Below are 19,777 nucleotides of genomic sequence, written 5' to 3' on the forward strand. Positions count from 1 at the left end.
CAGTTTTCAAAGAGCAATTTCGCCACTCATTTAGAAGCGACTTTATTATACTATCATGTTAATCACACAAGAGTCAAGCGTTATTTCAAAAAAAATGAAGTTTTAACGTCTTTGTAACTCTTTCTTAACAACAGATATAAATATATCATCATAATAAAAACTACGCAAGACTTTTTTGCATGTTTTTTAAAATAAATAAAGGACCGAGCAGATATTATCTAAATCGGTCCTTTATAAATATAGAAACTTAACGTTGTCTCATAAGCGGGAATAATAGAACGTCACGAATAGATGGAGAATTTGTTAATAGCATGACCAAACGATCAATCCCAATTCCTAATCCCCCAGTTGGCGGCATTCCATATTCAAGCGCTTCAATGAAATCTTCGTCCATTTCATGTGCTTCATCATTCCCTTGTTCCCGTTCTTTCAGTTGCGCTTCAAATCGTTGACGTTGATCAATTGGATCATTTAACTCAGTGAACGCATTCGCATGTTCACGACCAACAATAAACAATTCGAAACGGTCAGTGAATCGTGAATCTTCCGGATTCTTCTTGGCTAATGGTGAAATTTCGACCGGATGACCGAAAATGAAAGTAGGTTGAACAAGTTTATCTTCTACCTTTTGCTCGAAGAATTCATTAACAATATGCCCAAATTCCATTGTATCTTTCACTTCAATACCATGTTCTTTAGCCAATTGTTGTGCTTCTTCCTTGCTCATCGTTTTCCAGAAGTCAACTCCTGTATACTCTTTAACCGCATCAACCATATGCAGGCGTTTCCACTCAGGCTTTAGATCTATTTCATAATCTCCATATTGAATAGTGGTTGTACCTAGTACATCTTGTGCGATATGAGCAATTAAGTTCTCTGTTAAACTCATGATATCTTGATAATCCGCATAGGCTTCATATAGTTCAATCAAGGTAAACTCAGGATTATGACGTGTAGAAACACCTTCGTTTCTGAAGACACGACCAATTTCATATACTTTTTCAAGGCCACCTACAATAAGGCGTTTCAAATGAAGTTCAATTGCAATCCTTAAATTCAAAGGCATATCTAAAGCGTTGTGATGTGTCTCGAAAGGACGAGCTGCTGCTCCGCCTGCAATAGAATGTAATAAAGGCGTTTCCACTTCAAGGTATCCGTGATCATCTAAATACCTTCTCATTGATCGGATAATTTGACTGCGCAAAATTAACGTATTTTTACTTTCTTCATTTGTAATCAAGTCGACGTAACGTTTACGATAACGCTCTTCAACGTCTTTCAATCCGTGGAATTTATCCGGTAATGGACGAAGAGCTTTCGTTAAGAAAACATAGTTAGTCGCTTTAATTGATAGTTCTCCTACATTGGTTTTAAAAATCAACCCAGTAATACCAACGATATCCCCTAAGTCTGTTTGTCCAAATGATTGATATTGTTCTTCTCCGACAGCATCCAATCTTACATAGATTTGAATTTGTCCTGTCAAATCTTGTACGTGAGCAAACCCAGCTTTACCTTTTCCTCGTTTTGTCATGATACGTCCAGCAATTGTCACTTCAATTTCTTGTTCTGCTAGATCTTCTTTCGATACTTCGCTATACGCTTGTATAATTTGTTTAGCTTGATGAGTTCGATCGAATCTGCTCCCAAATGGATCTTGTCCATTTTCCAAGATTGCTTGCATTTTATCGCGCCTAACCTGCAGTTGGTCATTTAACTCTTCAGTCATGAACGTTCATCTCCATTTTTCTATTTCTCTTTATATTGATTCGATGGTTAATTAGATACTTTATTATTTTTACATAAAGTAAAGTAATCGAACAGTCTTTTCCCTTAAAAACATCCATATAAAAACTGCCAGTTATCCCTGGCAGTTAGTTTTAAGCGTATTATAGGTAAACAGGGAAGTAATGTCAAATTATTAAACCATTTGAATCGTTGCCTCTTTGGCTTCAATTTCTTCTACCAAATCATAAAGAAGGGTGACAACATCTTCTCTTGTATTACACTCATTTATTCCTTTTCTTGCCTTCGCATTGCCATGAACCCCTTTTAAATACCACGCAGCATGCTTGCGCATCTCACGAACAGCGATAGCCTCATTTTTTAAAGCAATTAAACGGTCCATATGAAGGATACATACATCCATCTTCTCACGCACACCAGGTTCATCCATCAATTGACCCGTCTCAAGATATTTTACGGTACGGTAAATCATCCATGGGTTGCCTAACGCAGCGCGTCCAATCATGACACCATCAACACCGGTCTCATCCAGCATTTTTTTTGCATCTTGAGGTGTTTCCACATCACCATTCCCAATAATGGGAATATTTACAGAATTTTTCACTTCGCGAATGATATCCCAGTTTGCCTTTCCTTCGTACATTTGAACACGCGTTCTACCGTGAATAGCTACAGCACTGCCACCTGCACGTTCAACAGCTTGAGCATTCTTAACAGCGAAGATATGCTCATCATCCCAGCCTATACGCATCTTTACAGTTACCGGCTTGTCTACTGCATCTACAACAGCCGATACCATGTCATAAATTTTATTTGGATCTAGCAACCACCTAGCTCCTGCTTCACATTTGATAATTTTCGAAACAGGACATCCCATATTGATATCAATAATATCAGCATTTGTATTCTTATCAACGAATTTTGCCGCTTGAACTAATGAATCTTTTTCCCCACCAAAAATCTGCAAGCTAAGAGGATTTTCTCTTTCATCTATATAAAGCATATTCATTGTTTTTTCGTTTTTGAAATTTATCGCTTTGTCACTTACCATTTCCGCGCAAACTAAACCTGCTCCAAACTCTTTTACTGTCAATCTAAAAGCAGAGTTACAGACACCAGCCATTGGCGCTAGAACAACGGGGTTACTCATTTCGATATCCCTAATTTTTAACACACTATAACCTCCTGCAACGCTTTTCAACTTACTCTTTATCTTCAATTGGCTGAAGTTCTTCTACTGTTATTCCAAGCGCTTCTGACACTTCAAGTAATAATTTATCTGAGGCAAGACGATTACCTCTTTCAATTTCGCCAAGAAGAGATACAGAAATACCTATCTCCTTTGCGAAACCTTCCTGAGTAAACCCTTTTAACTTTCGAAAAGCACGTATGCGCCTTCCCCACTTTTCTGCTTCCATAGTTGGACTCCTTCTTTATCCTCTAATTTCTCAAGAATATTGTTCAAAGGTGTATCAGTATTCGGTAGCATGATAGTTGGATTTATCTCTAATAATGGTACGAGTACAAAGGCCCTTTCCATCATTCGAGGATGTGGTACAGAAAGTCTCTCTGTCTCAATATTTTCATGATTATATAATAAAATGTCAAGGTCTATTGTTCTAGGACCCCAATGTATATTCCTTTTTCTTCCTAATTTACGTTCAATTTCTTGACAAACACTTAGTAATTCATCCGCGCTAAATCCAGTATTAACCAATATAACTGCATTTAAAAACTGAGGCTGATCTAAATATCCAACAGGTGCAGTTTCATAAAGTGATGATGTTTGTACAACATTCACTTCTTTTATTTCATCTAATAGTAAAATGGCCTCTTTAATATAGGTCGAACGATCGCCAATATTAGAGCCAATCGATAAATAAGAATAATTCCCCATGTTATCTTCCCCTTTTAATCTCAACTGCTACAGATTGATAATGGCCAGGGATTGGCGGATCGGGTTTATATACTTTTACTGTACATGTTTGCACCTTAGAAAAGCGTGAAAGAAGTTCCGATGCTATCTTTTCCGCAACAGCCTCTACTAATTTAAATGGTTTACCTTCCGTTACATCCTTACACACTTCATATAGCTCACCATAGTTAATAGAATCCTCAAGATTATCACTTTTACCCGCTGTAGCTAAATCTGTTTCTACAATTAAATCCACATAAAAACGCTGGCCTAGACGTGTCTCTTCTGGAAATACGCCATGGTAGCCGTAAAACTGCATACTATTTAAATAGATTTTATCCACTGTATTCTCCCTTTCCTACCAAGGCATCCATCATCTTTGCTACACGTGCCATTTCCTTCACATCGTGAACCCTAATCATTTGACATCCTTGTTGAATCCCAAAGCAAATTGTGGCAGCAGTACCTTCCATTCTATCATTCGGCGGCAAATCAAGAACATTACCAATCATAGATTTCTTGGAAGTTGCTAATAGTACCGGATATCCTAACGCGACGAGTTTATCAAGGTTTCTCATCATCTCCAAATTCAATGAAGTATCCTTCGCAAAACCAATTCCAGGATCAAGAATAATATTCTCATCCAATACTCCTGCATTTTTTACAAGGATAATACTTTCATATAGATCATTGATGGCATCACGCATAAAAAGTTGATAATCGATCTCCTTGCGATTATGCATTAGTATAATTGGGACCTGAAATTCCGCAGCAATCTTAGCCATGCTAGAATCCGCCTTAGCCCCCCAAATATCATTGATAATATGCGCCCCCGCTGTTAGCGCTTCCCTCGCTACGGCAGACTTATACGTATCGATAGACATCGGTACGTCAATATTTCTTGAAATGGCTTCAATGATAGGAGCAATCCGTTCAATTTCTTCCTCATCTGAAATTCTATCATAGTTAGGACGAGTTGACTCTCCACCTATATCTATAATGTCTGCTCCATCTCTAACCATTTGCTCAACATGTTTCAAAGCCCGATCAATTCGATTATAACGCCCTCCATCAGAGAATGAATCCGGAGTGACATTTAATATCCCCATAATTATTGTTTTTTTATTAAAGTCCAGCGAATATGGACCACATTTAATCTTTAGCGATGGCATGTATCGGTCTCCTTATCCTAATAAAGTGAAACTTTATCCAATGGGAATCTCCTTCATTTCCACTGATTGTTAGTCCCCGTGCTAGATTCGAGTCGCTAGTACCTTACTTCGCTTCAATAAAGCAACTCTACGAACTAAGGTTCAATGAATCAGACTAAGCACGAACTCGTCCTTTAGCCTTTCTTGTGACCCACTTCCTAAGGCCTGAACCTCTGTAAAACTCTTGGTAAGTTTCACCGTATCTCGCCAATCGGACTTTTACTTCAAAAGGCGAGGCGACTGCTTTAAAGAACGTCTACTAAGATTGCTCACGTCCTGTGATAATCCAACAAGCATAAGATGGGATACGGCGTGGCTTAGTTTGCCACAGAGTATTACACCTTATGACCTTAAGTAGGGCTAAGATTCGCAACTAGATAAGGCATTATATCCCTCACCCCTATGCTTCTTCGATTCCTCCAAGCCTTGCGGGGTTTTACTGCCCGTTAACCCGGGATAAAGTCCTCATATAACAAGTGTACCATAAGATGTCTTAGTATTTAAGGTCGAGAAATTACTCACACATCACCAGATAAGGCATAAGAAAACTCAAATACTGGAGTCATCTTTGATCGCCACCACTTCTAGTAATTTACCAATAATAAAAGATGTCCATAAGGCAAAGAGCCAGACCTCGCAACAACTAAATTCAGTATACGATAGTGTATGAAACACTACATACTGATTTAGAGTGCGAGGTCTGACCCTATGAGACACCCTCTTATTTTTAAAATCAATTCTTAATCAAAGTGATATAAAGGCGTGCTCAGATAACGTTCTCCGTTATCTGGAATAATAGCTAAAACCTTCTTGCCCTTACCTAATTTCTTCGCTACTTGCACCGCTGCCGAAATGGCTGCTCCAGAAGAAATACCACCTAGGATTCCTTCTTCTTTGGCAGCACGTCGAGCATATTCGAACGCTTCTTCTGTACTGATAGTAATTATTTCATCATAAATTTCAGTATTTAAAGTTTCTGGAACAAACCCTGCACCAATTCCTTGGATTTTATGCGGACCAGGTTTACCACCTGATAAAATAGCTGAGTCGGTAGGCTCCACTGCATAAATCTTGATATCAGAGTATTTTTTTCTCAATACTTCCCCTGTACCGGAAATAGTTCCACCAGTACCAATACCAGAAATAAAAGCATCCAGTTTCTCATTACCAAACGCTTCTACAATTTCAGGTCCAGTCGTATTGCGATGCACCTCAGGGTTTGCTTGATTTTCAAATTGTTGGGGGACAAAGTAACCATTTTCCTTTGCAAGTTCATCCGCTTTTGCAATTGCCCCTTTCATCCCCTCAGGACCAGGCGTTAACACCAATTCCGCTCCATATGCACGTAACAAGGAACGACGCTCCAAACTCATTGTTTCAGGCATGACTAGAATTGCTTTATATCCTTTAGCTGCCGCTACCATCGCTAAACCGATACCTGTGTTACCGCTTGTAGGTTCGATAATGGTATCACCACTTTTTAGTTTACCGCTTGTTTCAGCTGCTTCAATCATAGCTAGTGCGATTCGATCTTTTACACTGCTACCTGGATTCATATATTCAAGCTTTACATATATATCTGCACTATTCTCATCTTGTAGTCGATTTAATTTTACAATAGGTGTTTGGCCGATTAATTCAGCGACAGAATTTAAAATACGTGTCATTATCCCCACTCCTAATACCTAGTAATTTTATTGGTTTTATATAAAATGTACACCAACAGAATGGAACTGTCAATTTATTTAAACTATTCCGTTTATTGACCAAACCTAATAGTAAGCAACATTCAGCAGCATCTCATTAACTTAACGGATAAGTTAAATAGATATCCAAAGGCCACTTAGATTTCCTACTCTTCATATTACTATAATTCTTTAATTAACGATTCCAAATCTTCCTTCGTGAAATGATAAGTCTCGTTACAAAAATGACAATGGGCCTCAGCCTGGCCATCAGTATCGATCATATCCTGAATCTCGTCTTTACCTAAGCTAACTAATGTATTAGAAATTCGTTCGCGGGAGCATTGACATTTAAATTGAACAGGTAATTTTTCAAGTAACCTAACATTCCCCTCACCTAATACTTCATCAAGAATTTGCTCTGGCGTTAACCCTTGTTGAATCATTTTTGAAATAGGTGTTATTGTTCTTAATCGTTCTTCAATCGCAGTTATCGTCTCATCTTCTACTCCTGGCATAAGTTGAATAATAAAACCACCGGCAGCAAGAATCGTATTATCAGGATTGACTAAGACGCCTACTCCAACAGAAGAAGGGACCTGTTCAGATGTAACAAGATAATATGTGAAGTCCTCTCCCAATTCACCAGATACTAGCGGAACTTGTCCTGTAAAGTAATCCCGAAGCCCTATATCTTTTACAATCGACAACATCCCGTCCGTACCTACCGCTCTTCTTACATCAAGCTTCCCATGTTCATTAAGGTCAAAATGGGTCTGAGGATTCGCCACATACCCTCTTACTTCCCCATTGGCATTTGCATCAACTAAAATAACTCCGAGCGGACCGCCACCTTCAATCTTAATGGTCAGTTTCTCTTCTCCTTTAAGCATTGCCCCTAACATCACACCTGCTGTCATTGAACGACCAAGTGCAGCCGATGCAGTTGGCCATGTATAATGGCGACGCTGTGCTTCTCCTACCGTCTCTGTTGTTGAAACTGCATAGGCACGTACTTGACCATTATAAGCTAAAGCTTTCACTAAATAATCTTCCATCTCTGTACGCCTCCTGGCTATTTTTTTAGGACTATCCTTTATTTTTTTTAAATATAAATTGTAAACCTTTTAATGTTAAAAAGGGGTCAACTACGTCAATAATTGTGGATTCATTAGCAATCAAATGCGCTAATCCTCCTGTAGCAATTACTTTAGGTGGATACTTACTTTGGGCTTTCATCCTGGAGACAATCCCCTCTACCTGTCCAACAAACCCATACAATATTCCAGCTTGCATAGCTGTTACTGTATTTTTCCCAATAATTTCATCAGGACGGATAATTTCAATCCTAGGCAATTTAGCAGCTTTTGAGTATAAAGCTTCCGTTGAAATACCAATACCCGGAGCTATAGCTCCTCCCATATATTGTTTATGTTCATCGATGTAGCAATACGTTGTGGCTGTACCAAAGTCCACAATAATTAACGGGCATCCATATTCATGAATTCCCGCAACCGCATTAACGATTCGGTCTGCCCCCACCTCTCTTGGATTATCATACTTAATATTTAAACCAGTTTTAACCCCTGGTCCGACGATAATTGGTTGAATTCCAAAATACTTTTTGCACATATTTTCAAGAGCAAACATAATAGGCGGAACAACAGATGAAATTATAATCCCATCGAAATCTTTAAAGGTAATCTTTTCGTGCTCTAATAACGCCTTAATCGTCATCCCATATTCGTCTTCCGTTTTATGACGATTCGTTTCAATACGCCAATGAAATTTCAAATCATCTTCTACATATACCCCTAACATGGTATTCGTATTACCGACATCTAAAACAAAAATCATCGATCTCATCACTCCGGAAAATTATTCTCACACATCATAACATAATGCTCAGTTTAGACGCTATCAGACGGACTTTCCACGATTATTTTCCCCTAAAATATAAAAAGGTATTTCCTTGGAGGGAAATACCTTTTTTATATCTTATTTCTTCTGATCGTCTTCGTTAGGGAATGAATTAGGTTCACCGTTAGTGCGTTTTTCTTCAATTGGTGTATTCGGAAGAGTATCATTCGTTACTTCTAAACTCTCTGGTCCTCTTTCATCCAAAGGCTTTAGCAACGCTTCTTTATCTTCTTTTTTACTAATGGTAACTTTCAAGTTACCTTCATTGTCTAAACGACCATTAAGAGCTGTATAATCACGTTCTGGCAATTTGCCATGATCATAAAGACTTTTAATTTGTCCAGCATCCAATGTTTCAATTTCCAATAACGTTTTCGCAATCAGATCTAATTTATCACGTTTTTCCGTAATAATACTTTTCGCTTTTTCGTAAGATTCTTTAATAATTCTTTGAATTTCCAGATCAATATCATAGGCAATCGCATCTGAATAATTCTGCTCATTATTAAAATCTCTTCCTAGGAACACTTGGCCGCCTTGAGACTGTCCAAACTGAAGTGGTCCAAGTTTGTCACTCATCCCGTATTCAGTTACCATGCTGCGCGCAATAGCTGTTGCCCTTTGGAAATCATTATGAGCTCCGGTACTGACTTCACCGAAAACAACTTCTTCAGCTACACGTCCACCTAAAAGACCAACAATCTTATCAAGAAGTTCCGGTTTTGTCATAAAGAAGCGATCTTCTTTAGGGAGCATAACGGCGTAACCTCCTGCTTGACCTCGCGGTACAATCGTTACTTTATGAACCGTTTCAGCATCATCCAGCACTAACCCAATAATCGTATGACCAGCTTCATGCCAAGCAACGATATTACGCTCTTTCTTGGAGATAACACGATTTTTCTTGGCCGGGCCAGCAATAACCCGATCAGATGCTTCATCAAGATCGGACATGTCGATTTTCTTCTTATCTTGACGGGCTGCCACAAGAGCAGCTTCGTTTAATAAGTTCTCTAAATCGGCGCCAGAGAATCCTGGAGTACGTTGAGCAATCGCTTTTAAATCAACACTTTCCGCTAAAGGCTTGTTGCGGGCATGAACTTTCAACACCGCTTCTCGCCCTTTAACATCTGGACGTCCTACTGTAATTTGACGATCAAAACGACCTGGTCGTAATAACGCTGGGTCAAGAATATCAGCACGGTTTGTTGCTGCAATAATAATGATTCCTTCGTTTCCTCCGAAACCATCCATTTCAACAAGCAATTGGTTAAGCGTTTGCTCACGCTCATCATGACCGCCACCTAGACCAGCACCACGCTGACGTCCAACAGCATCAATTTCATCAATAAAAATGATACATGGGGAATTCTTCTTCGCATTTTCAAATAAATCACGAACACGAGAAGCACCCACGCCGACGAACATTTCAACAAAGTCAGAACCACTTATAGAGAAGAAAGGAACTCCCGCTTCCCCTGCAACCGCTCTCGCAAGTAGAGTTTTACCTGTTCCTGGTGGTCCAACAAGCAAGACACCTTTAGGTATGCGGGCACCAAGCTCAGCAAATTTGCGAGGATCTTTCAAAAACTCAACAACCTCAACAAGTTCCTGCTTTTCTTCATCTGCACCAGCTACGTCATTGAAACGCACCTTTTTCTTGTCATCATTATACAACTTGGCTTTGCTCTTCCCAAAGTTCATAACACGACCGCCGCCGCCTTGAGCTTGGTTAAGCAAGAAGAAGAATAATATAAAGATAATCACAAAAGGTATAATAGACGTAAAGAATGTCACCCATCCGCTAGTTTGCTCTGCCGGAATTGTTTTAATAGCAACTCCCTTTTCTTCAGCAAGGTTGTAAATACGGGTTTGTGTAACCTCACTATTTGTTACATAGGTAAAGAACTTATCTGTGCCTTTTTTGTAATCTCCTCTGATTTCATAAACATTACGTACAGGCTGGATTTCAAATGATTTTAATTGCCCATTTTCCAATTGACTATAAAATTGGTCTTGGGTTATTTCTTTAGTCGGTTCATTATTTGTATTAAAAATACTAACAATTCCAATGATGACTAAAAAGATGAGTAAATAAAATATTGTATTACGGAAGATCCGATTCATCCCTTACCTCCTCCCACTGGTAAACAACTATAGTAAATAGTATCATAGAAAATAATGGAGTTACAATAATTTAACATCGCTACTTAATTTAATGAAGATCGTATATTAAATCATTCACCTTTTTCATAAATTTCCGGTTTAAGAACGCCGATATACGGAAGATTACGGTATCTTTCCGCATAATCTAGACCATATCCAACCACAAATTCATCTGGTACAATAAAGCCAGCATAATCAGGTTTAATGTCAACCTTTCTTCCTGTTGGCTTATCTAGCAATGTCACGATACTGATTGACTTCGCTTTTCTGTAACGGAAAAGTTCTGCAAGATAACTAAGCGTTAAGCCACTATCGATGATGTCTTCAATAATTAAAATGTCACGACCCTCAACAGATGCATCCAAATCCTTGATAATTTTTACTTCACCTGAAGAGACTGTGGAATTTCCATAGCTAGAAACATCCATAAAGTCCATTTCCAAATGTGTATCAATACGCTTTAGCAGGTCACTCATAAATGGCATAGCACCTTTTAAAACTCCAACAGCTAAAGGGAATTTGCCTTTATACTCTTGTTCCAGCTGCGCTCCGAGCTCTTTAATTTTATTCTGTAATTCTTCCTCAGTGATTAATACTTTTTCAATGTCGTTTTGCATGGTCATTGTAATTGATTGCCCCCCAAGAATATTTAAGCTTTATGATATTCTAAATAAATAAAAGATTGTTCATCATACGTATCAACAAACTCTAGATTGGACTTTTTCAGACCAGGTAGCCAAACAATCACCCCTGATTGATCGATTAGAACTGGCCAATTCTGCCTCATATGCATTGGGATTTTTTCGTTAATAAAAATATCCTTCAGCTTCTTTGTATGATTGCCTTTGCCCTTAATAATCATATTGTCACCATTTCTTCGATTACGGACGATGAGCGGCAGTCTTATTTTGTGGACAGGCAGATAAAAAGAATGGTTTCCAGCTTGATCAGGAGTTTCTTCTAAATATTGTGCTTTAATTTTATATCCATTCGGTAGAAGAGTCTCTCCAGGAATCGCAATGATAATGGAATAATCAGTGCTTTCTTTTTGATGAAATCGAAACGTACACGTTCCATAAGATTTCTCCGCAATAAGCCCTTCCGGAAGATGTAATTCTGCTGAAGGATGGGGATTAAAAAACAAAGCAGAAAGCTGATCAATATGTACTGCTGAAAGTGATGATGGTCTCTTTAAATAAAGATAGTTTAATATTAGTTGAATCGCTCTTCTTTGTAAAGGTTTAGGTATCATAAGTAGCTGATTCAAATCGATTTGAGACTCACCCTTCGTTTTACTTAGCCAAATTTTTTCCATATAATTTTCTGTCATTTGCTGCAAAAATTGTTCGTCCAAAGCTAACTCTTCACTAAACCTTTGAAAATGTTCATGTACTTTTGGGTTCTCCCGTTTCAAAGCAGGCAATACATCATGACGAAAACGATTTCTTACATAATTATCAAGTTGATTGCTAGGGTCCAATCTAGGAGTCAATTTACAGCGACTTGCGTACGCATGAATTTCTTCCTTTGTTACAACTAGGAAGGGTCTAATAATCTCTCCATTTAGAAAAGGACGCTTAACAGCAATGCCTGCTCGAGCTATCCCTGAAGCTCCTCTCGTCATCCTCATAAGCATTGTCTCAATTTGGTCGTCACCATGATGTCCAAGTGCCAAGATGGACAGTTGATATTTCTTCATTACTTGTTCAAAAAAGGCATATCGAAGAGTTCTTGCTGCTATTTGCGAACTGTCACCCGTCCGTTCCATATAGACAGGGACATTTATTCTTTTTCCCTCAAATGGAATATTCCATTCCTGACATGTTTTCTCGACGAACTGATAATCCTCATATGATTCTTCACCTCGGAACATATGATCGACGTGCGCAACTACGAGTTCAAGTTCCAATCTTTCCTTTAACGAACAAAGAAAGTGCAAAAGAACTAGCGAATCAGGACCACCAGAAACACCGACAAGTATTCTCGATTTTCTTGGGATTAATTGATACCGGTTTATCTCAGACAATACCTTCTGTTCAAACATTATATCTTCCTTCTTTACAAGCATGTTTTATCCTAGCTCTAAATTGTACGCTTTAGATAGAATAACATTTCATGAAATCCTTAATTTTCTTACTATATCATAGGAACTGATTATATACATACAGAACATACAATATTGATACAAAAATAGCTAAGATAAGTGTCTCAAGTAAGCCTCTTTTTTTCTTTTTTCTTTTTTTTCTCATAGAGCGTGTTTGACTTGTGCTATTGTTATTTTTTTTACCTTGGAATGTTGATTGTGCTTCTACTTTTTTATGTTCAGGCTGCCTGTTTAATATGCCCAATAAATCATGACGCATTTCATCTGCTGAATGATATTGACCTTTCACTGCTCTATCAAGCACTTTGCTATACGGATGAAGTCCCTTTTTTTGCTTGATCATCTCATTAAGTTGTTTATAGCCGTCTCCTTTTTTCGAAAATCGTTTTGGGTAAAAGGAATTGATGATAATCATCGCCACCGCAAATAAGTCATATTGCGGATCTGCTTTTCTAGATCCCATTCCCCAATACCCTCTATCAAAAAACTCTGTGAACTCTTTAATGGACCGACCGAATAATGTAGTACCACCAACATCGATACAACGAATTTTATAAGCAGGGATCGTAACAATCAGGTTGTCTGGTTTCAAATCACCAAAAGCCCATCCTTGCTTGTGAAGTTCATCCAAGCTGGACAAAAGTTGTAGCATTAATACCCCAACCCATGAATCCCCTTTCTGTTCAATAAATGCTGAGTAGCCTTCACCCTTTATGTATTCCATGACATAGAACGGAATTGGTCTTCCATTTTTCAACCAATCATCCGCTTCAAAAAAAGAAGGTCCAAGAGAGTGTCCCTGGACCTTGGAAAAGGATTTTAGTATATTCATTTCTGAACTAATGGACGAATAATCATCACTTAGTTTTAAGGCAACTTGTCCGTTATTGCTTTCCGCAAGATAGACAATGCCATTTGCTCCATAACCCAATTCCTGTTGAATTCGGTAAGGATTCTTATTCCACTTTCCAGTTATGAGACTCCCAGGCAGGAGGTTACACTGTTTCCTCAAAGAATGATTCGTCATCATGAGACAACAATCCCCTTAATGAACGTTTTTTATGGAAATAACCTAGTGCTTCGTTAATAGCAGGGCCAGTCGGTGTTATTCCACCGGTTGTAAGCTTCGGAAATATTTTAGTAAGCACCTCAAGTTTCGGAGTCCAATCCAGTAGTTTCTCGACATCCTTTCTTTTCCCAGGAAATACGAATACAGAAAACTTATTATCACCCATTCTAGCATTCATACTTAGCGATAAATCCAAAAGAGCATCTTTAACAGTTGGTAGTTTATGTTTCATACTTGCACTTGTATCTACAAGAACAAGTACTTCCAATTTACTTGTCTCACCAAGCTCATCAACTACTTCCATCACTTCTCCCCGCTTATCCGGTGGCAAATCTTCCATTGACGTTGAATTTCCAAGTATTTGCTGAAGCTCTTTATTCACCAGTCCTTGTATCGTTTGCGTCATCGCCTTTCTCGTCACCATTTGTACAGTATGAGACAACTGCTTTGAATACACAATCTGACTGATCCCTCCACCTGATAATGCGATGGATTCTATTTCCTGCAACCCTTTTTCATCAATTGTATCATTTTCCATAACACCTATAACATTCACCGAAATCCCTTGTTCTCTCGCCAAAGCAGCCATTGCAGCAGGATCTTCACCTTGATTTGAACAACCATCTGTAATTAACAAAATTTGCTTCAATGTTCCTGTTTTCATGTTCATTCTCCCCTCGAAAAAATACTGTTACCATTTTCGACAAGAAAATAATAAATTATACGTTTAATTCCTTTCCTCCTTTATGTTTTCTTCATGCTCTTTTCCGTTGAGTATGAACAGGTATGGTTGCCCATTTTGGTGTATTATGCATGATTTTCGCCGTAACAACAGTCATATCATCTTCAATGTTTCCATTCGTTCTAACAACCTCTTCTAAAATCAAGTCAGAAATTTCCTGTGGATCTTCTGTTTGCAGTTCCTTCAATTTTCTCTTTATCCAAAATTCAAAATTCTCCACATGAGCCGGCCCTTCAAAAATGCCATCACTCATCATAATAAGAATATCCCCTGCTTTTAGCTCTTCACATACAACATCTACATCGAATTCCTGAATAATGCCCATCGGCAAATTACTCGCTTCTATTTTAATGACTTTATCCCCCCTCTTGATAAAGCTAGGTATTGAACAAATCTTCAAAAATCTAGCCTTCGCATCCTGTAGGTCAATCACCGCTAAATCTAATGTTGAAAAAATCTCGTCTGTTGTTCGCAGAGATAGGACAGAATTCACCGATTTAATCGCAATTTTTTCCTCTATACCAGACATAAGAAATTTTTGCAGTAGTTTTAACGTTTCCGTACTTTCAAAATGAGCTCTTTCGCCATTTCCCATTCCATCACTAATGGCAATTGCATATTTGCCAAAACCGATTTCCGTTGTGGTGAAACTGTCTCCCGAGACTAACCCCCCTCCTTTTGCGGCATGGGCCACACCCGTTTCTACCGTGTACTTCTTCGCTGAACGGAATACAACTTCACATTGTCCGTTAGGGAATGTTGCACATTCCTCAGAGTGAACAATCACAGTTTCACCTAGAATGTCAGAGAGCATAGGCGCAATTAGCTTTTCACATTCACCTCTTCCTTGGCAGTATGGAACACTCATTTCAATATCAACATTTCCTTGTTCAAGGCTATATATTTCTACATTCGTTATTTGCAAACCGAAGTTCTGAATAGCTTCCATAATGGACTCTTCCTGGTGATGATGGTTGATGCGTTCACGTTGGATTTCCTTTGCAAAATCGTCCATTACAGCTGATACACCCTTTAACTGATCTGCAACCAATTTTCGACTTTCTTGAACTTGCTTTTTTAATTTTTTATTTGCTTGATAATAGAGAAGCTCTTGAGAAATAGTTGCAATAACTTTCGGGCTGTTAATGCAGTACTTCTCCCATTCCTTTACCGTTTTTTGAGGAAGCTGTCCATCATGTTCACTTAACTGAAACATAATTTCCTGCATCCCTTCATATGTTGTATCAAAGTTCTTCGACCAGCATTGTTCTTTTTTAAAGCACATCTGGCACGTCCTTTCAGTCACATTGCTTAAGAAGTAATCAAGTTCTTTTTCATCATCCTCTCCATCTCCTCGGTCATCAATTTGTGCAAAACTATTGGACAACGCTTCGAATACATTTGAAAATTGTGATACCCTTTGTGCCGTTACATCACGTACCTTCCGCATGTACTGCTGTTGTTCATTCGTATGTTCAACAGTGCCTGGAATATGCTTAGAAATCTTTCCAATAGAGGAGCTTGGGGTGACAAGAAACAAAAGCACAGCAAGTAATGTTTCATATAAAGTAATCGTAATATTGTTCGATCCCTCCCCATACAAACCAATAAGTAAGGTAGCAATTATTAAGCCTATTGAAACACCTACCTTTTTTCCATCACGAAGAAGTCCACCAAGCAAACCGGAAAAAGCAAGCAGGCTCATTTGAAATAAACTTGTTACACTAGCTAAACTGAAAATCAATCCGGTAACTACCCCAACAGTGGACCCAATGGCTGCTCCACCTGCTAATCCGAAAATAAGAACAAGATAGCGAGATAATATATGTTCCACGGAAAGATCATACATTGACCAACCAATTGTTCCAGTCATAACAGAAGCAAGTAATATAATAATCGAGACAATTTCTTCAGTCTTTAAAGATTGTGATTTATTCTTAACTGTCAGAAGAGGAATCGATTGAATGAATATGAGGGTTAGAATAAGCGCCAGTCCAGCTTCCACCCCTACCATCATGCCATCATACAATACAAGTGTACGGTGAATCATATATTGCTTTGACAAACTAACAATGACGATTGAAAGAAATACATATAATGAGATAATTTTAAATTGAGATTCTATTTTTGGCTGCTTTATCTTTTGAAAAAGTAAAAATAACACAACGCTAAAGAACAGAGTAAGACTGTTCGAAATAGAAACCGTTAATGCCCCCAAAACTAATCCGATCAATGCCAACGGGGCACGATCTCGCCTCATCAAAAATACAGCAGCAAAAAAGGCTAAGCCAAATGGAGATAATTGCGATAAAATAAGTGCTCGTCCTAATAAAAAGCCAATAAAAGCCAAGACGATTCCACGTTTTATGAAGATATCTATTAATTTTGTCTGAAGATGAGTGATCCAATGAATAACGCCTGCTTTCGCTCCTTGCAGATGCACCTCAGCAATGGGCTCCAATACATTTCGTTCAATCTTTTCCATATATGAAACACTCCCATTCATATTAGTATTTCTATTATAAAGAGACTATTACACATAATTTGTCAGAATTTTATAATAATAAAACAAAAACGTTCGACTAATTTCTATAGGAATATTCAATTACATACAGATTTTTAAATCAATCTATTAAAAACAAAGCGTTATATTCATTTCCATCTAAATAAAATGAGGGTTTTTATACTTTCTTTGAGAATAAAAATGAGAATAATATGGACCGTATTATGAAACGACAATTAGTAAGATTATCAACGGGCCTTGTCTACAAAAAAATTTGGAACTCTAACATAACCTTACTAGACAAATTATAATGACACGGAGTTTTACAATTTTAACAGTAGTGGCTTCCTGCCAGTTAATGTGGGATAAATCATTAAACCTATTCTTATGTACAAAAAAAAGCAAGCTTATTGATAAGCCTGCTCACATATTATATAAAATTTTTCAAGGAAAAATTGCTAAACTATTGTTTTCAGCAGCAGTTTATCCGCGTCTTCCTCCTCGGCCTCCACGTTTTGTTTCTGTACTACGTTTAAGAGAAGTTAAGCGGTCTTCACTATCTTTTAAGAAACGGGCCATTTTTTGCTCGAAGTTTTCCTTCGGCTGGAAATTACTTTTTGAGCGGAAGTCTTTGGAACGATTATCGTTTCCTCTTCCTTGGCGTGGGCGTTGTGAATAAGAAGATGGTTGTTGTCCCTCAGGTTTATCTTTGGCTTTTTTGATAGACAAGCCGATTTTTCCGTCTTTTTCAACGTTGATAACTTTAACCTCAACAGCGTCACCGACTTTGAGATGATCATTGATATCCTTAACATAATTATCGGCAACTTCACTGATATGAACAAGCCCTGTTGAACCTTCTGGTAATTCTACAAACGCACCAAAATTAGTAATCCCTGTTACTTTACCTTGTAACTTGCTGCCTACTTCAATTGACATAAAAAAAACGTTCCTCCTTAGAAATGTTAACTAACACATATATTATATTATAACGAATGGAAAAAAACAGTGTCAATATTAGTCACGATCTTCATCCTTTTCAGGCAGATTAAATATAATCTCCCCTTTTTCAGATAAGAAATATTCTTTTCTTGCCAACTTGGCTATATACTCGTCATCCTCTAGCTTAATAATTTCCTCTTTTAATTGTTTTTCGTCCTTTTTTAATTGAGCTAACTTACTCTCAACTCGTTCCATTTCCATGTTCTTTTTTTCTAGAGCCTCTGCTTGGGAAATAAGCATAATGGCAGCCAGCACAGAAAGAATGGCAGCACATATTCCATAAAAAGTGAGGCGACGAATCAACCCGCGTCTCCTTTTTCCATATATATGCTCTTGCTGCTCACGTTGTAAGACATAGTCTGATTCAATTTTCGCCACTTTCTTTTTTCGGAGGCTATCCATTTATTTGTTCACCCCTCAGTTTGATTTGTTTCTCCATTTCGCAATGATTACTTTTATAAACTTCTTCATTTTTATAAATATTCCTGTAATTCCATTATAAAACTTACCGACGTTTTTTGTAACAGCATTCGGCAACTTATTCCAAAAAAATAGGAAGATCCAACAAAAGGGCCGTAAAATTATGTTTATAGTCTTAAATACTAAGCGAATTACCCACTTAATAATTGAAAAAAGAATTTTCAATATGCCAAATATCAAGAATACAATCCCAGTTACCAACCATTTTATCGGTTGATAAATTAAGAGTTGAATAGATCTCTTTATAAACTTTGCAATTGCAATAACACTCGTAATTAATGCCTCAAGAATTTTATGATAGCTCTTTTTCAAAAGTGCTTGATATGCAGAAAACCCACAAAGTAAAGCTAGGAATAGATAGAAACGAAACTCTCCTTCATTGATTAAGAATAACACATAAAAAATGATAAGGCCTTGAACAATCCAAAATAGAAAATCATTTAGAAAAACAAACCAGGATTTTCGCTTTGACCGCTTTAAAAAGCGGTTATACGTATCCAGGGCAGCACCAAAGCAGCTGCCCATCCCAATCATGGCTAGTAAGGTATAAAATTGAATGGTTAGCGTCATTTGAACAGCTTCCCAAAAAACCCTTTTGCCTTTTCTCCTGAATGCTCATCTAAATAAACAAGGTCAAAAATTTTACCTTTAATAGATACGATGCCTTTTTCTACGTCTAAATTTTTCATTTGTAGATTTTGCCCGCGTATTGATAAAAACCCCATACTCGTTTCAAGAAGAAACTCTTCATTATCAAAGCTCTCTACTTGCTTTACTCCAGTAATATCAAGCAAGCGGCGTCCTCTCATGGTGACGTCATGTTCTTGAATTGTTGCTTTTTGATTGTTTTGGACTGGCTCATAATATTGGCTCATTTTCATCCCTCACATTAGAACGTTTTGTACATGTTTATGTGAGATTTACAAAGATTAGAACAAGCCTAACGATCCGATTATTTTACTCATCACCTAGTTTCTCTTCCTTCAGTACTGTGTACATATTAGCCGCTTCTTCTTTCTTGGTCGATTCCTGTATTTTCTCAATTCGGACCATAACCCGTTTTTGACCAAATTGAATAGCTAGTTCATCACCTACTTTAACGTTAGAACTTGCTTTAGCCGGGGTCCCATTAATACTGATGCGGCCTTTATCAGCTACTTCTTTAGCCAATGTACGGCGCTTTATTAAACGTGATATTTTCATAAATTTATCAAGTCTCATGCCACTTTACCTC

General features: G+C 37.8%; 19 protein-coding genes and 1 pseudogene. All 20 read right to left on the reverse strand.

Annotated elements, in window-relative coordinates:
• Nucleotides 1-247: 247 nt before the first annotated feature.
• The gene (lysS, locus tag V179_RS0104625; protein WP_028390493.1) at nt 248-1,729 is read right to left on the reverse strand and encodes a lysine--tRNA ligase; all 1,482 of its coding nucleotides are present in this window, start codon (nt 1,727-1,729) and stop codon (nt 248-250) included.
• Between the two features lie 192 nt (nt 1,730-1,921).
• Complete coding sequence (gene dusB / locus V179_RS0104630) at nt 1,922-2,920, reverse strand: tRNA dihydrouridine synthase DusB (RefSeq protein WP_028390494.1); 999 nt, start codon at nt 2,918-2,920, stop codon at nt 1,922-1,924.
• Between the two features lie 28 nt (nt 2,921-2,948).
• Nucleotides 2,949-3,164, reverse strand: coding sequence for a helix-turn-helix domain-containing protein (locus V179_RS0104635; RefSeq protein WP_028390495.1), 216 nt, complete (start codon nt 3,162-3,164; stop codon nt 2,949-2,951).
• Nucleotides 3,116-3,643: a 2-amino-4-hydroxy-6-hydroxymethyldihydropteridine diphosphokinase gene (gene folK, locus V179_RS0104640; protein ID WP_028390496.1), complete on the reverse strand. Its 528-nt coding sequence runs from the start codon at nt 3,641-3,643 to the stop codon at nt 3,116-3,118. Before folK ends, V179_RS0104635 begins: the two co-directional genes overlap by 49 nt.
• Before the next feature lies 1 nt (nt 3,644).
• Nucleotides 3,645-4,004 (reverse strand): dihydroneopterin aldolase, encoded by a 360-nt coding sequence (folB, locus tag V179_RS0104645; protein WP_028390497.1) that lies wholly within the window; start codon nt 4,002-4,004, stop codon nt 3,645-3,647.
• Nucleotides 3,997-4,833: a dihydropteroate synthase gene (gene folP, locus V179_RS0104650; protein ID WP_028390498.1), complete on the reverse strand. Its 837-nt coding sequence runs from the start codon at nt 4,831-4,833 to the stop codon at nt 3,997-3,999. The genes folB and folP overlap by 8 nt, the downstream gene beginning before the upstream one ends.
• A gap of 779 nt (nt 4,834-5,612) precedes the next feature.
• A complete protein-coding gene (gene cysK, locus V179_RS0104655; protein ID WP_028390499.1) occupies nt 5,613-6,539 on the reverse strand; it encodes a cysteine synthase A in 927 nt (308 codons plus the stop codon).
• 200 nt (nt 6,540-6,739) lie between these two features.
• Nucleotides 6,740-7,615, reverse strand: coding sequence for an Hsp33 family molecular chaperone HslO (gene hslO / locus V179_RS0104660; RefSeq protein ID WP_028390500.1), 876 nt, complete (start codon nt 7,613-7,615; stop codon nt 6,740-6,742).
• Between the two features lie 31 nt (nt 7,616-7,646).
• A complete protein-coding gene (locus V179_RS0104665) occupies nt 7,647-8,414 on the reverse strand; it encodes a type III pantothenate kinase (RefSeq protein ID WP_028390501.1) in 768 nt (255 codons plus the stop codon).
• Nucleotides 8,415-8,555: 141 nt separating this feature from the next.
• On the reverse strand, nt 8,556-10,604 hold the full coding sequence (gene ftsH, locus V179_RS27040; protein WP_051404837.1) for an ATP-dependent zinc metalloprotease FtsH: 2,049 nt from the start codon (nt 10,602-10,604) through the stop codon (nt 8,556-8,558).
• A 110-nt stretch (nt 10,605-10,714) separates the two neighbouring features.
• Complete coding sequence (hpt, locus tag V179_RS0104675; RefSeq protein ID WP_028390502.1) at nt 10,715-11,260, reverse strand: hypoxanthine phosphoribosyltransferase; 546 nt, start codon at nt 11,258-11,260, stop codon at nt 10,715-10,717.
• A 32-nt stretch (nt 11,261-11,292) separates the two neighbouring features.
• Nucleotides 11,293-12,687: a tRNA lysidine(34) synthetase TilS gene (gene tilS, locus V179_RS0104680; protein ID WP_028390503.1), complete on the reverse strand. Its 1,395-nt coding sequence runs from the start codon at nt 12,685-12,687 to the stop codon at nt 11,293-11,295.
• A 97-nt stretch (nt 12,688-12,784) separates the two neighbouring features.
• Nucleotides 12,785-13,777, reverse strand: a complete 993-nt coding sequence (locus tag V179_RS0104685; protein WP_326929532.1) for a protein kinase domain-containing protein — start codon at nt 13,775-13,777, stop codon at nt 12,785-12,787.
• A pseudogene (locus tag V179_RS0104690) lies at nt 13,743-14,492 on the reverse strand (VWA domain-containing protein); the annotation flags it as partial. The gene V179_RS0104685 and the pseudogene V179_RS0104690, both read right to left, overlap by 35 nt.
• Before the next feature lie 79 nt (nt 14,493-14,571).
• Complete coding sequence (spoIIE, locus tag V179_RS0104695) at nt 14,572-17,043, reverse strand: stage II sporulation protein E (protein WP_028390506.1); 2,472 nt, start codon at nt 17,041-17,043, stop codon at nt 14,572-14,574.
• Nucleotides 17,044-17,544: 501 nt separating this feature from the next.
• Nucleotides 17,545-18,000 (reverse strand): S1 domain-containing RNA-binding protein, encoded by a 456-nt coding sequence (locus V179_RS0104700; RefSeq protein WP_028390507.1) that lies wholly within the window; start codon nt 17,998-18,000, stop codon nt 17,545-17,547.
• A gap of 78 nt (nt 18,001-18,078) precedes the next feature.
• Nucleotides 18,079-18,465 carry an FtsB family cell division protein gene (locus V179_RS0104705; protein ID WP_028390508.1) on the reverse strand — a complete coding sequence of 129 codons (387 nt, stop codon included), beginning with the start codon at nt 18,463-18,465 and terminating at the stop codon, nt 18,079-18,081.
• 15 nt (nt 18,466-18,480) lie between these two features.
• Nucleotides 18,481-19,113 (reverse strand): spore cortex biosynthesis protein YabQ, encoded by a 633-nt coding sequence (yabQ, locus tag V179_RS0104710; protein WP_028390509.1) that lies wholly within the window; start codon nt 19,111-19,113, stop codon nt 18,481-18,483.
• On the reverse strand, nt 19,110-19,418 hold the full coding sequence (gene yabP, locus V179_RS0104715; RefSeq protein WP_028390510.1) for a sporulation protein YabP: 309 nt from the start codon (nt 19,416-19,418) through the stop codon (nt 19,110-19,112). Before yabP ends, yabQ begins: the two co-directional genes overlap by 4 nt.
• 82 nt (nt 19,419-19,500) lie before the next feature.
• Entirely contained in the window at nt 19,501-19,764 is a 264-nt protein-coding gene (locus V179_RS0104720) for an RNA-binding S4 domain-containing protein (protein WP_028390511.1), read from the reverse strand.
• Nucleotides 19,765-19,777 lie beyond the last annotated feature (13 nt).

Source organism: Bacillus cihuensis, from assembly GCF_000504145.1.
GTDB lineage: Bacteria > Bacillota > Bacilli > Bacillales > DSM-1321 > Peribacillus > Peribacillus huizhouensis.

Coding starts and splice junctions, on each gene's coding strand:
- lysS (WP_028390493.1), bottom strand. CDS start 1,729: ATGACTGAAGAGTTAAATGACCAACTGCAGGTTAGGCGCGATAAAATG.
- V179_RS0104635 (WP_028390495.1), bottom strand. CDS start 3,164: ATGGAAGCAGAAAAGTGGGGAAGGCGCATACGTGCTTTTCGAAAGTTA.
- folK (WP_028390496.1), bottom strand. CDS start 3,643: ATGGGGAATTATTCTTATTTATCGATTGGCTCTAATATTGGCGATCGT.
- folP (WP_028390498.1), bottom strand. CDS start 4,833: ATGCCATCGCTAAAGATTAAATGTGGTCCATATTCGCTGGACTTTAAT.
- cysK (WP_028390499.1), bottom strand. CDS start 6,539: ATGACACGTATTTTAAATTCTGTCGCTGAATTAATCGGCCAAACACCT.
- hslO (WP_028390500.1), bottom strand. CDS start 7,615: ATGGAAGATTATTTAGTGAAAGCTTTAGCTTATAATGGTCAAGTACGT.
- V179_RS0104665 (WP_028390501.1), bottom strand. CDS start 8,414: ATGATTTTTGTTTTAGATGTCGGTAATACGAATACCATGTTAGGGGTA.
- ftsH (WP_051404837.1), bottom strand. CDS start 10,604: ATGAATCGGATCTTCCGTAATACAATATTTTATTTACTCATCTTTTTA.
- hpt (WP_028390502.1), bottom strand. CDS start 11,260: ATGCAAAACGACATTGAAAAAGTATTAATCACTGAGGAAGAATTACAG.
- tilS (WP_028390503.1), bottom strand. CDS start 12,687: ATGTTTGAACAGAAGGTATTGTCTGAGATAAACCGGTATCAATTAATC.
- V179_RS0104685 (WP_326929532.1), bottom strand. CDS start 13,777: ATGATGACGAATCATTCTTTGAGGAAACAGTGTAACCTCCTGCCTGGG.
- spoIIE (WP_028390506.1), bottom strand. CDS start 17,043: ATGGAAAAGATTGAACGAAATGTATTGGAGCCCATTGCTGAGGTGCAT.
- V179_RS0104700 (WP_028390507.1), bottom strand. CDS start 18,000: ATGTCAATTGAAGTAGGCAGCAAGTTACAAGGTAAAGTAACAGGGATT.
- V179_RS0104705 (WP_028390508.1), bottom strand. CDS start 18,465: ATGGATAGCCTCCGAAAAAAGAAAGTGGCGAAAATTGAATCAGACTAT.
- yabQ (WP_028390509.1), bottom strand. CDS start 19,113: ATGACGCTAACCATTCAATTTTATACCTTACTAGCCATGATTGGGATG.
- yabP (WP_028390510.1), bottom strand. CDS start 19,418: ATGAGCCAATATTATGAGCCAGTCCAAAACAATCAAAAAGCAACAATT.
- V179_RS0104720 (WP_028390511.1), bottom strand. CDS start 19,764: ATGAGACTTGATAAATTTATGAAAATATCACGTTTAATAAAGCGCCGT.